Origin of the sequence: Aeromonas sp. HMWF017, from assembly GCF_003061465.1 — a bacterium.
Lineage (GTDB): Bacteria > Pseudomonadota > Gammaproteobacteria > Enterobacterales > Aeromonadaceae > Aeromonas > Aeromonas veronii.
The window spans coordinates 17,819-30,641 of sequence record NZ_QAJD01000056.1; the positions used below are offsets into that span (position 1 = coordinate 17,819).

The following is a 12,823-nucleotide window of genomic DNA, read 5'->3' on the forward strand; positions in this document are numbered from 1 at the left end:
AGTTGTGGCTCAATGAGGGGGCAGATCAGGACTTTTTTGCCAACCGCCTTAAAAATGATCATTTTATTCAGATAGATGGTCATGACATCAATGTGAAAAACTATCACCTCGACTGGCAGCGCATCAGCCGTCATGCTCAATAAAAATACAGTTTTGGCCTTGTGCCATACTCTGCTCACGCAACCTGTGAGCGTGCTCTGATTTCTGGGCCCATCATTGTATTGCGCCGCCTCGTCGTCACACATAGGCTATACCCGTCATCTGTGTGGCGGTGGGGTTCACCAAGGTTGGTACTCCGCCCGTGCAATCAAGGAAGGTAGTCTGGCATGGTCAGCAAGGTTTATGGAGTAGTGGGGGTCGGGTTGTTGCTGTTGCCCCTGATGAGTCAGGCTCAGCCGAGCCGGCTGCAAGTGGTGCCAGAGTCCCGCATCAATGTCCGTTTTTATGAGGTCAATGCAACCAGTCCGGAGCAGCTTGCTCGGGCGATTGCCCAGAGTGCTCCCAAGGTGAATGGCAAGCCCGTGCTCGGCAAGGCGAGTTATCAGGTGGACTGGCAGCTGGATACCGAGCAGTTGCCGGGGCGCTGCCAGCTCAACCGGGTGACGGTGACCACCAACGCCACCGTGTTGCTGCCCCGCTGGCGTCAGAGCGCGAACAGTAACGATCCTGCCCGCCAGCGCTGGGGGCGGCTGCTCTCCAGCATGTTTGACTACGAATCCCGCTTCAAGGAGATGGTGCTGCAGGGGGCCAATCAGGTGGGTGGCGCCATTGCGGCGTTACCGGGCCATGCAGATTGCCAGGCGCTGCGCTATGCCGCATGGGCAGCAGGCAGTGGCGAGCTGAACAAGATCAAGGGACGGCTCGACGGATTCCAGCGTCAGACAGGTTACGGCGAACAGCTCGGGGTGCACTGGCCCAAGTGAGCGCTATCTCAAGACGCAATATCCAGCATCGCACGATTTGATAAATAGAATGGCCGCCCGATGGGCGGCCATTCTATTTGCTTGCAGAGTCCGGTTCAGACCAGCGCTTTGCCTTTGAGCAGCTTGCGTACCCAGTAACGGGCAGGGTGGAGCACTTCCAGCAGATCGGCGGCCAGCGGCAGGGGATCGCCGCAGATCTCGCTGGCGAGCAGCTCACCACAGAGCGGCGCCGAGCAGAGGCCCCGCGAGCCGAGCGCCCCCAGCACATAGAGGCCGGGGTGAAGGGGGAGCGGCTGGGCGTTGTGTTGATCATGCTGCAGCTGCGCATAGTGATCAGCCAGACCTTGCAATCTGGCCACTGGCCCCACCACCGGCAGGTGATCCCGGCTGGCGCAACGCACGCCTACGCGCGCCTCATTGCCACTCACATCCACCTCGGCGGGCCAGGTTTGCTCCGGCAGGCAGGCTTGCAACCGCACCTGATTCTGGATTTGCTCCTCGGCACGAAACTCAAGGCTGCTCTGGTTACGGCCATAGCTGGCACCAATACAGTGTTGATCGTTGTGCATAGGTGTGAGGTAGCCATCGTAGCAGAGCACCGTGTTGAGCTGACTCAAGCTGGCTGAGGTTGGCACATGACTCACCTGACCGCGCACCGGATAGAGCGGCAGCTCGGCAAAGGGGAGCAGTGCTGGCAACTGGTGTCCGGCGGCGACCACCAGATTGGGGGCCTGCCAGTGGCGGCCATCCTGGCTCTCTACTTGCCAGCCATCGGCCAGTTCAGTAATAGCGACCACCTCGGTGTTGAACACGACCTCCAGCAGGCCGCTGGCTTGCGCCTCTTTCAGGGCGGCTCGGGTGAGATCGGCCGGACAGAGCCAGCCCCCCTGTGGGTAACTGACGCCGCTGTGGCCACAGGGCACGCCAACCACCTGCTCTACCTCTGCTGTAGAGAGGGGATGCATCAGCTCGGACGGGAAGGGGCCCTGGTTCATTTTCGCCAACTTGGCTGCCGATTTGTCGTCATAACCGAGCTGGGTCACTCCGCATAATTCGAAAGCGATAGGGTGGCGTTCGGCCAACGCCAGCAGCCGTTGGCGGGCATAGCCAAAGGCGAGCGAATAGAAGCGTGACAGGGCATCGTGCTCGCCGTTGAGCAGGGGATAGAGCGCCCCCTGACGATTGCCCGAGGCGCCGGTGGCCGGTTCGCCATCTGTACACAGCAATGTCACCTTGCGACCCCGCTCCACCAGAGAGAGCGCCGTCATGGCCGAGGCGATGCCGCCGCCGATGATCACCACCTCGCCAGTGCGTCCGGCAGGACGGGCATACCAGGGGGCGATGGTCTGCTGCGGCTGCTTGTCGGTGCGATCCCCCACCAGCATTTCCCGCTTGCTACCGTGGCCCTTCACCTTCTTCATGGCAAAACCGGCGGCAATCAGGCCGCGACGGACAAAACCGGCACAGGTAAAGGTAGCAATGGAGCAATCGGGACGGGCGAGGCGAGCGAGACCATCAAACAGCTCCTGTGTCCACATCTCCGGGTTCTTGGCCGGGGAGAAACCATCCAGATACCAGGCATCCACCAGCCCCTTTGCCCGGTGAGGCACCTGCGGCAGCATATCCTTGATGTCGCCAAACCAGAGATCGAGGCGAATGCGGCCACCCGCAAAATGCAGGCGGTGGCAACCGGAGACCGGCAGCGGCCATTGGGCGACAAGATCCTGACTCAAGTGGCCAAGTTCAGGCCAGGCGGCCAACGCCTTGCGCAGATCGTCTTGGGTCAGGGGGTATTTCTCGAAACTGATGAAGTGCAGACGGGAGCCGTTGCCGGATTGAGGCGCCTGTTCCAGGAAGGCTTGCATTGTCGCCAGAAAGTTAAGGCCTGTGCCGAAACCTGTTTCACCTATCACGAAACTGTCACTATCGTGGTGCGAAAATCGCGCAGGTAGCCGGTTTTGCTGTAAAAAGACGTAGCGGGTTTCACTTAGACCGTTATCATTGGAAAAGTACACATCCCCGAAGTCACTGGAGACAGGAGTTCCCGCTTCATTCCAGTCCAATCGGGCATGATGTAAGGATGTTTGACTCACGTTTTCCTCGGCTCGCGTCACAAAATCGCGGGCATTCTACGTGAAAGCAGACCAGTTTGGCAGCCGAAAGCGGGTAGACTTGGCGCCAGTTTTTCCAGACGAGATGAATTAATGAGAAGAGCAGTGATCACCGGTATCGGCGTCATCTCCAGTATCGGCAACAACAAGGAAGAAGTGCTGGCCTCCCTGAAAGCAGGTAAATCCGGCATCACCTATTCCGAGCAGTTCGAGCAGCACAACCTGCGCAGCCGTGTCTGGGGTAACATCAAACTCGATCCGTCTGAACTGATCGACCGTAAAGTCATGCGTTTCATGGGCGATGCTGCGGCCTACGCCTACCTCTCCATGCAGCAGGCCATTGAAGATGCCGGTCTGGCGGAAGATCAGGTCTCCAACGAGCGTACCGGCCTGGTGGTCGGTTCAGGCGGTGCCTCCGGCAAGAACACCTCGGAATCTGTGGACATCGCCCGTGAGAAAGGGGTCAAGCGTGTGGGCCCTTACATGGTGCCGCGCACCATGTCCTCCACCACCTCTGCTTGCTTGGCGACCCCGTTCCAGATCAAGGGTGTCAACTACTCCATCAGCTCCGCCTGCGCCACCTCTGCTCACTGCATCGGTCACGCGCTTGAGCTGATCCAGCTTGGCAAACAGGATGTGGTCTTCGCCGGTGGCGGTGAAGAGCTGGACTGGTCCTCTACCATCCAGTTTGACGCCATGGGCGCCCTCTCCACCAAGTACAACGACACCCCGGAAAAAGCGTCCCGTACCTATGATGCGAACCGCGACGGTTTCGTTATCTCCGGTGGCGGCGGCATTCTGGTGATCGAAGAGCTGGAACATGCGCTGGCTCGTGGTGCTCATATCTATGCCGAGCTGACCGGTTACGGTGCTACCTCCGATGGCTATGACATGGTCGCGCCGAGCGGTGAAGGCGCGGTGCGTTGCATGAAGATGGCGATGCAGGGTGTGGGCAAGGTTGATTATATCAACACCCACGGCACCTCCACCCCGGTGGGTGATACCAAAGAGCTGGAAGCTATCCAGACCCTGTTTGGCGCCAACGGTCCCAAGATCTCTGCCACCAAGGCGATGACCGGCCATGCGCTGGGCGCCGCCGGCGTGCACGAGGCTGTCTACTCCCTGCTGATGATGGAACACGGCTTTATCGCTCCCAGTATCAACATCGAGACCCTGGACGAGAAGGCTGAAGGTCTGCCCATCGTGCGTGAGTACGAAGCGGCCGAACTCAACACCGTCATGTCCAACAGCTTCGGCTTTGGCGGTACCAACGCCTCCCTGGTGTTCAGCAAGTTCAAAGCATGATCATCCGGTTGATATGAAAAAAGCGCCTCAGGGCGCTTTTTTTGTTTCCGTGATCTGCCATCACTCATTGCAGAGCAGAGCAGAGCAGAGCAGAGCAGAGCAGAGCAGAGCAGAGCAGAGCAGAGCAGAGCAGAGCAGAGCAGAGCAGAGCAGAGCAGAGCATCGGCCATTGTGGAATAATAGGAAGAGTGGGTTGGTGGCAGAGTTTAGTGCAGATGGTGGGGGCATGTTATCACCCCCATAAGGCTGCTCTACATCTCTATAGCGGAGTAGATAGCAAGAAGGGAGCCTGAGGCTCCCTTCTTTGTTAGCGGTAATGTGATGGCTGTTGGCTAAAACCAGAAGCCGATGATAAAGGAGCCCGCCAGGGTCAGCATCACGTTGGCCACCGCATAGGTACCGGCATATCCGAGCGCCGGAATGGAGCTGTTGGCTGCCTCGTTGACCACATCCATCGCCGGGGCACAAGTACGGGCACCTGTGATGGCACCGAGCAGCAGCGCCGGGTTCATCTTGAGCACCCAGACCCCGAACAGATAGCCGACCAGCACCGGCAAGGTGGTCACCAGCATGCCGGAGAAGAGCACTACCGTACCTACCTCGCTGAGGTGGTCGAGGATGCCGCCACCGGCTTTCAGGCCCGTGCTCACCATAAAGACCGCCAGACCGAGATCCTTGGCCAATCTGAGCGCGCCGGGCGGCACATAGCCGACCGTCGGGTGGTTGGCCCGCAGGTAACCCATCAGAATGCCCGCCAGCAGCAGGCCGACGGCGTTGCCGAGACCGAATTCGATCTGACCGAACACCAGCGAAACGGAGCCGATCAGCAGGCCGAGTACGAAGAAGGTGGTGAAAGCCACCAGATCTGTGGTCTGGCTGTGGATGCTGATAAAGCCGATCTTGTTGGCCAGCAGTTTGACCCGCTGCTTCTCGCCGCTGATCTGCAGTACGTCGCCTTTTTGCAGCATGATGTTGCGATCGAACGGCATCTCGATCTGGGAGCGCACTACCCGGTTGAGGAAGCACCCTTTCTCGGTGAGGTTGAGCTCCACCAGATGGCGGCCTACCACGGAGTCATTCTTTACCACTATCTCTTCGGTGACGATCTGCAGGTCAAGCAGGTTGCGATCAAACACCTCTTTACCGTTGCGGTAGTTGACGTCCAGCTTTTCGTGGCTCTCGGGATAACCCACCAGGGCGATCTCATCCCCTTCCTGAATGACGGCATCGCCATCGGGACTGGCCAGAATGCCGTTGCGGCGGATCCGCTCCACATAGCAGCCGGTATGGGGATAGATGCCGGTCTCCCGCAGGGTACGGCCACCGATCCAAGCTGCCAGCTCGGGGCCAACCCGATAGGCGCGGATGATGGGCAGATAGGTCTTGCGACTCTCGCTGTCGGAGAGCCCCCGCTCGCGGGCGATTTTTTGTGCCTCGGTATTGAGGTCGAGGCGTGCCAGCGAGGGGAGGTAGCGCACCACCAGCATCAGGCCCACCAGACCCACCAGATAGGTCAGGGCGTAGCCGATGCCCATATTGTCCAGCACCGCCTGCATATCAGTTTGATGGGGCAGGTTGAGCAGACCACTGCGCAAGGCATCCTGGGCACCCACCAGCGCTGGAGTCGAGGTGAGGGAACCCGCCAGGATCCCCGCCGCCATGCCCGGCCCCAGATTGAAGAACTTGGCCAGCCCCACCGTCAGCAGCAGGGCGGTCAGCAAGATCACCAGGGTCAGGGTGATGTAGTGGATGCCGTCGCGCAGGAAGACGCTGAAGAAGTGAGGGCCTGCCTCGATCCCCACACAGAAGATGAACAGCATAAAGCCGACGTTTTCAGTGGTGGCCGCAAATTCGAAGCCCATCTGGCCGAACAGCAGGGCGGTAAACAGCACACCTATGGTGTTGCCAATCTGAAAGTTGCCAATTCGCACCTTGCCAAGCAGCAGGCCGAAGGCCAATACCACGAACAGCAGCAGGGAGTCGCTTTGATGTAGCAGTGTCACGAAATCTATGGTCATGCCCGGAAAAACCGAGGAAAAAAGTGGGGTCGATATTGTGCCGGATCTATCCCCAATAAAGAAGCGCAAGGGAGCGATTAATCGGACGTTATCGGACGCTATTTGTGGAGCCGGCGGCGTGATAGGGAGACAAGCGGATGAAATCTGGCTATTTTTGCTGTAACCGTCGTTGTCAATTAGTGAAATCTGCTGCCCGCGACCGAAGTGCTCTGGCGCAGGCCGATATTTTAGATTCTGCTGTCCGGCCGCTTGGCGGGGATCAGTTTCAGCAGATTCAACCGATGGCCACCATGGTTGGCTGAGGGGCAAATCAGCTTGATATTTACCCGTTCGCCCACGGGGCATGGGTTGGCAAAAAGATGCTTCTGAAAAGTGCCAATAGAGCCTGTCACTAGGTGGTTCCGGAGGGAGCAAAAAAACAGCATAAAATCAGGTTGGCCAGCAAAATGACTCTTCGCCGGGGGCCATCAAGGGCAATCCCGCGTCCTGACAGGGCTTGCTGCACTTACCCACAGAATCTGTGGATAACCCTGTTTATGAAACTTGTTCATCGCCCTGAAAGCCGCGCCAGCACTGGGATGCAAGGGCTGTTCAAAAAATACCGGAAGAAAAATGTTTGTATAAAAATCAAATAGTTAGATGCGACAGGAGAAAACTCTGTCGAGCAGGAACGGGTAACAAAAGGGATCGTCAGCAGCAAGAAGGATCTTGTGCATTAAAATTGGCAGGAGAGGGCACTAAAGTGGATAACTTGCACCGAGATGGTGAAGAATTGGCTCCCCCGACTGGACTTGAACCAGTGACATACGGATTAACAGTCCGCCGTTCTACCGACTGAACTACGGGGGAACATCAGGCAAGGAGGAGCATCATACAGAAGGTGTCCGAGGTGGTCAAGCCATTCGCGGGATGATGGCACGGGTGTACCGCTGCCAAACCCTCGGTTACACTGCTCCTCTGCTGTTTTGTGTCGGGAGTGTTCATGAGCAAATTGTTCAAGTTAGCCAGCCAGTTTCAACCCGCCGGGGATCAGCCCACGGCGATTGCCCAACTGCTGGATGGCATCGAGTCGGGGCTGGCTCATCAGACTCTGCTCGGGGTGACCGGTTCGGGCAAGACCTTCACCATGGCCAATGTCATCGCCACCCTGAACCGCCCGACCATGATATTGGCACCCAACAAGACTCTGGCCGCCCAGCTCTATGGCGAGATGAAGGAGTTCTTCCCCGACAATGCGGTGGAGTATTTCGTCTCCTACTACGACTACTACCAGCCCGAAGCCTATGTGCCGACCACCGACACCTTTATAGAGAAGGATGCCTCCATCAACGATCACATCGAGCAGATGCGATTGTCGGCCACCAAGGCGCTGCTGGAGCGGCGCGACGTGGTGATCGTCGCTTCGGTGTCGGCCATCTATGGTCTGGGGGATCCCCAAGCTTATCTGAGCATGATGCTGCATCTCAAAGTGGGGGATGTGATTAACCAGCGGGATATCCTGCGTCGCCTCGCCGAGCTGCAGTACACCCGCAACGACATGGCGTTTCAACGCGGTACCTTCCGGGTGCGCGGTGAAGTGATCGACATCTACCCGGCCGAATCGGACAAGCTGGCGCTGAGGGTGGAGCTGTTTGACGAGGAGGTGGAGCGGCTCTCCCAGTTCGATCCTCTGACCGGCGCTATCGAGCAGACGGTAGTGCGCTACACCATCTACCCCAAGACCCACTACGCTACCCCGCGCGAGACCATTCTGGGGGCTATCGAGCATATCAAGGAGGAGCTGCGCAGCCGCCGCGAGCAGCTGTTGTCCCTCAACAAGCTGGTGGAAGAGCAGCGCATCAGCCAGCGCACCCAGTTTGACATGGAGATGATGCAGGAGCTGGGTTACTGCTCCGGCATCGAGAACTACAGCCGCTACCTTTCCGGCCGTGCGCCGGGGGAGCCGCCGCCCACCCTGTTTGACTACCTGCCGGGGGATGGCCTGCTCATCATCGACGAGTCCCACGTCACGGTGCCGCAGATCGGCGCCATGTTCAAAGGGGACAGATCCCGCAAGGAGACTCTGGTGGAGTACGGCTTCCGGCTCCCCTCAGCGCTGGACAACCGGCCACTCAAGTTTGACGAATTTGAAGCGCTGATGCCGCAGACGGTTTTTGTCTCGGCGACTCCCGGCCCCTACGAGCTGGAGAAGTCCGGCGGCGATGTAGTGCAGCAGGTGGTGCGCCCAACCGGCCTGCTCGATCCGGAGATCGAGGTGCGTCCGGTGACCACGCAGGTGGACGATCTGCTTTCCGAGATCCGCAAGCGGGTCGCGGTGGAAGAGCGAGTGCTGGTCACAACCCTGACCAAGCGGATGGCGGAAGACTTGACCGAGTATCTGGCGGAGCACGACGTCAAGGTGCGCTACCTCCACTCCGATATCGATACGGTCGAGCGGGTGGAGATCATTCGCGATCTGCGCCTTGGCAAGTTCGATGTGCTGGTGGGCATCAACCTGCTGCGGGAAGGTCTCGACATGCCGGAGGTGTCGCTGGTGGCGATTCTGGATGCAGATAAAGAGGGCTTCCTGCGCTCGACCCGCTCGCTGATCCAGACCATCGGCCGGGCGGCGCGTAACCTCAACGGCAAGGTCATTCTCTACGGCGATACCATCACCAACTCGATGAAGGTGGCCATTGAGGAGACCGAGCGGCGCCGCGCCGTGCAGCATGCCCATAACCTCAAGCATGGCATCACCCCCAAGGGGCTCAACAAGTCCATTGGCGATGTGATGGACATGGGGGGCAGCCGCACGGCAGGCAAACCAGGCAAGGGGATGCGCAAGGCAGCCGAGCCGCAAGGGGAGTACCATGTCCGCTCTGCCAGCGAGATTGCCAAAGAGATCAAGCGGATGGAGGAGCAGATGTTCCAACATGCCCGGGATCTGGAGTTCGAACAGGCGGCTGCACTGCGGGATCAGATCCAGCGGCTGCGCAGCGAGTTGATCGAATCATGAGCCGTAAACGCTGGCTGATTTGGCAACGATTGCGTCGTCTCTATCAGGGCTTTCGCCATCCCGCTACCCCCTGGTGGGCGAGGGGATTGGTGATCCTTATCCTGCTCTATGGCATCAGTCCGGTGGATCTTATCCCTGACGTGGTGCCCTTGCTGGGATGGTTCGATGATGTGACCCTGCTGCTGGTGTTGCTATGGGGCTGGGAGCGTTGTCTTCCCCCCGCAGTGCGCAGCGATCTGGAACAGGCCTCCTAGTTCCCCTTTCAACTCCACGCTCGGCATCTCTCTTTGTGCCCCCACCTTCGAAAGAAGCGGAAAAACGGTTTCATTTGAAGGTGGGCGCTGCGGGACAAAAAAGAGGCTGCCCCGGTGATTGTCGCCCGGATGGCATTGGCGTAGACTCCACGCCGTTCACTTTATGGGTATGGAAAAAATGGATCTGATCCTCTTTGCAATCGACTTTATCCTGCACGTTGACGTGCATTTGAAAGAGCTGTTCGAGAACTATGGTGTCTGGGTTTACGCCATCCTGTTTCTGATCATCTTCTGTGAAACCGGGTTGGTAGTGACGCCGTTCCTGCCGGGTGACTCCCTGCTGTTTGCCGCCGGTGCGCTTACCGTGGGCAGCGTGCTGGACGTCCATACCCTGGCGGCCGTACTGATCATCGCTGCCGTGCTGGGCAACGTGGTCAACTACACCATTGGTCACTTCTTCGGCGAGCAGCTGTTCCGCAACCCGGACTCCAAAATCTTCCGCCGGGATTATCTGGAGAAGACCCACGCCTTCTATGCCAAGCATGGCGGCAAGACCATCATCATCACCCGCTTTCTGCCCATCGTGCGTACCTTTGCGCCGTTCGTTGCAGGGATGGGGGCCATGACCTATCCGCGCTTCCTGGTGTTCAACCTGGTTGGCGGCCTGCTGTGGGTACTCTCCTTTGTCTATGCCGGCCACTTCTTTGGCAATCTGCCGGTGGTGCGTCACAACTTTACCCTGCTGATCTTCGGCATCATCGGTATCTCCCTGTTGCCCATGGTGATTGGCGCGGTCAAGGCCAAGATGAGCACTGCTAGGGCGTAACCAGAAATACGGTCAACCAGAACGAGAAAGGGGGAGCCATCATGGCTCCCCCTTTTTATCTCCACGCGGGCATGACACTCAGTTGCAGCAACGCCCTTTCACCAGATTGCCGATGGCCACTACGGTGAAGACCAACAGGTAAGCGGCGAAGATGACAACCAGCCACTGGGGCATGGAGTAACCGAAGAACTGCCAGGTGATCTGGGCACAATCCCCTTCCGGCATAAAGAGCCAGGGGAGCCACTGATCGAGCGGAGCCCAGCTCGGGAAGTCGGCAAACGGGCTGCAGACGTTGAACGGGGAGGGGTTAACCTGATAGTCCACATGCTTGAGGGCCAGCTGGAAGCCGCGGAAGGCACTGTAACCCCACAGCAACATGGCACTCCAGCGAACATACCACTTATCCGGCGCCACCATGCCGAGCAAACCGGCGGCCAGCACACCCAGGGTCGCCAACCGTTCGTAAACACACATCACGCACGGGGAGAGGCCCAGCACATGCTGGAAGAAGAGGGCGCACAACTCGAGGAACAGGGCTGATGCTGCCAACAGACCCCAGGCCAGCCGATGGGCGGCGATACGGCGGAGAAACTCGATCATCTAATTGATCTCTCAGAAAAAACAGTGGCTGAATTAGAGCAGAGCGGGGCAGAAAAGAAAAGGGCCCTGAAAGGGCCCTCGGAAACCATCGCAATGGATTAATGCAGCGCCGGCTGTACCGCTGGCAGCGCACTCTCCATCACCAGCCATCCATGCTGATAGAACCACTCGGTGGCAGGGCCAAGCAGCAATTCGACAGAGAAAAAGCCGATCAGCCCCAGCACCAGGGTGTAGGGTAGCGCCATCCAGACCATGCGGCCATAGGAGAGGCGCAGCAGCGGCGCCAATGCCGAGGTGAGCATAAACAGGAAGGCGGCCTGACCATTGGGGGTGGCGACCGATGGCAGGTTGGTACCTGTGTTGATGGCTACCGCCAGCAGATCGAACTGGGCGCGGTCAATGGCGCCATTGAGCAGGGCAGTCTTGACTTCGTTGATGTAGACAGTCCCGACAAAGACGTTGTCACTGACCATGGAGAGCACCCCGTTGGCCAGATAGAAGAGGGCCAGCTGGTTCTCCGGCTTGGCAGCCAGTACCAGCTGGATCACCGGCTTGAACAGCTGCTGATCGATGATGACGGCGACCACGCTGAAGAAGACCGCCAGCAGGGCGGTGAAGGGGAGTGCCTCCTGGAAGGCTTTACCCAGCGAGTGCTCCTCGGTGATCCCGGTCAGGGAGGTGGCCAGCACGATGACCGAGAGGCCAATCAGACCAACGGCTGCCAGGTGCATGGCCAGACCGACGATCAGCCAGACCGCAATCAATGCCTGAACGATCAGCTTGGCCTTGTCTTGTGGGCTGCGTTTTGCCTCTTCGTAGCGGTTGTACTCCTCCATGATGGCACGCACCGTGTCCGGCAGGCGGGCGCCATAGCCAAACCAGCGGAACTGTTCCACCAGCACGCAGGTCAGCAGACCGCAGATAAAGACGGGGACGGTGACGGGGGACATGCGAATGGCAAATTCGGCGAAGTTCCAGCTGGCTTGCTCGCCGATGATGAGGTTTTGCGGCTCACCCACCAGGGTGCAGACACCACCCAGCGCGGTGCCGATGGCGGCATGCATCATCAGGCTGCGCAGGAAGGCGCGAAAATCGTCGAGATCCTGGCGATTGAGCTCGGCGACTTCCTTATCATCGGTATGGTCATGGTTGTGACCAAACTCCTTGCCGGACGAGACCTTGTGATAAATGGCATAAAAGCCGGTGGCGACGCTGATCACCACGGCAATCACGGTCAGGGCATCGAGAAAAGCTGACAGGAAGGCGGAGACCAGACAGAAGGAGAGGGAGAGCAGGATCTTGGAGCGTACGCCGATCAGCAGCTTGGTGAAGACATAGAGCAGCAGCTGCTTCATGAAATAGATGCCTGCCACCATGAACACCAGCAGCAGCAGCACTTCGATATTGGCGACCAGCTCGTGTTTGACCTGATCGGCGGAGGTCATGCCAATCAGCACGGCTTCGATCGCGAGCAGACCACCCGGTTGCAGGGGGTAGCATTTGAGGGCCATGGCCAAGGTGAAGATAAACTCAACAACCAGTAACCAGCCCGCAATGAAAGGATCAAGGTGGAAGGCAATCGGATTGATCACCAGAAATAGCAAGATGGCGCTTTTATACCACTGTGGTGCATTGCCCAAGAAGTTCTTGGCGAATGCCTGCCCTAGGCTTATTGGCATGATAATGGGTCTCAACTTTGTTGTTAGGATCTGCTTCTATGCAGTCAAGGATGATTCGACCTGTGCCTCCGGATGTTGGCCTTTATCTGTCTGATTCCTCGTGATTTTAATC

General features: G+C 58.4%; 10 protein-coding genes and 1 tRNA gene. 6 read left to right on the forward strand and 5 right to left on the reverse strand.

Annotated features, from left to right (window positions below; genetic code table 11):
- Positions 1–326: 326 nt before the first annotated feature.
- Positions 327–923: a DUF922 domain-containing protein gene (locus DBR30_RS04745; RefSeq protein ID WP_108542386.1), complete on the forward strand. Its 597-nt coding sequence runs from the start codon at positions 327–329 to the stop codon at positions 921–923.
- A 95-nt stretch (positions 924–1,018) separates the two neighbouring features.
- On the opposite strand, the gene mnmC is transcribed toward DBR30_RS04745, so the two are convergent.
- Positions 1,019–3,037 (reverse strand): bifunctional tRNA (5-methylaminomethyl-2-thiouridine)(34)-methyltransferase MnmD/FAD-dependent 5-carboxymethylaminomethyl-2-thiouridine(34) oxidoreductase MnmC, encoded by a 2,019-nt coding sequence (mnmC, locus tag DBR30_RS04750; protein WP_181363487.1) that lies wholly within the window; start codon positions 3,035–3,037, stop codon positions 1,019–1,021.
- 90 nt (positions 3,038–3,127) lie between these two features.
- Here mnmC and fabB point away from each other — a divergent pair, with 90 nt between their 5' ends.
- The gene (gene fabB, locus DBR30_RS04755; protein WP_005336905.1) at positions 3,128–4,339 is read left to right on the forward strand and encodes a beta-ketoacyl-ACP synthase I; all 1,212 of its coding nucleotides are present in this window, start codon (positions 3,128–3,130) and stop codon (positions 4,337–4,339) included.
- Positions 4,340–4,671: 332 nt separating this feature from the next.
- Here fabB and DBR30_RS04760 read toward each other — a convergent pair whose 3' ends face one another.
- A complete protein-coding gene (locus tag DBR30_RS04760; RefSeq protein ID WP_005336899.1) occupies positions 4,672–6,357 on the reverse strand; it encodes an aspartate:alanine antiporter in 1,686 nt (561 codons plus the stop codon).
- 137 nt (positions 6,358–6,494) lie between these two features.
- On the opposite strand from DBR30_RS04760, the gene DBR30_RS21165 reads away from it, so the two are divergent.
- Positions 6,495–6,659, forward strand: coding sequence for a hypothetical protein (locus DBR30_RS21165; RefSeq protein ID WP_162519568.1), 165 nt, complete (start codon positions 6,495–6,497; stop codon positions 6,657–6,659).
- Between the two features lie 471 nt (positions 6,660–7,130).
- On the opposite strand, the gene DBR30_RS04770 is transcribed toward DBR30_RS21165, so the two are convergent.
- Positions 7,131–7,206, reverse strand: a tRNA-Asn gene (locus DBR30_RS04770).
- Positions 7,207–7,339: 133 nt separating this feature from the next.
- On the opposite strand from DBR30_RS04770, the gene uvrB reads away from it, so the two are divergent.
- The 3 genes from uvrB to DBR30_RS04785 all read left to right on the forward strand — a co-directional run bounded on the left by uvrB (position 7,340) and on the right by DBR30_RS04785 (position 10,432).
- Positions 7,340–9,352, forward strand: a complete 2,013-nt coding sequence (uvrB, locus tag DBR30_RS04775) for an excinuclease ABC subunit UvrB (protein WP_108542552.1) — start codon at positions 7,340–7,342, stop codon at positions 9,350–9,352.
- The gene (locus tag DBR30_RS04780) at positions 9,349–9,606 is read left to right on the forward strand and encodes a YkvA family protein (protein WP_108542551.1); all 258 of its coding nucleotides are present in this window, start codon (positions 9,349–9,351) and stop codon (positions 9,604–9,606) included. Before uvrB ends, DBR30_RS04780 begins: the two co-directional genes overlap by 4 nt.
- Before the next feature lie 178 nt (positions 9,607–9,784).
- Complete coding sequence (locus DBR30_RS04785) at positions 9,785–10,432, forward strand: DedA family protein (protein ID WP_108542550.1); 648 nt, start codon at positions 9,785–9,787, stop codon at positions 10,430–10,432.
- A gap of 78 nt (positions 10,433–10,510) precedes the next feature.
- Here the strand turns inward: DBR30_RS04785 and dsbB are convergent, their stop codons facing one another.
- Together dsbB and nhaB are read right to left on the reverse strand one after the other, a co-directional pair.
- Entirely contained in the window at positions 10,511–11,032 is a 522-nt protein-coding gene (gene dsbB, locus DBR30_RS04790) for a disulfide bond formation protein DsbB (RefSeq protein ID WP_005336895.1), read from the reverse strand.
- A gap of 98 nt (positions 11,033–11,130) precedes the next feature.
- Positions 11,131–12,711, reverse strand: a complete 1,581-nt coding sequence (gene nhaB / locus DBR30_RS04795) for a Na(+)/H(+) antiporter NhaB (RefSeq protein WP_108542549.1) — start codon at positions 12,709–12,711, stop codon at positions 11,131–11,133.
- Positions 12,712–12,823: the final 112 nt, after the last annotated feature.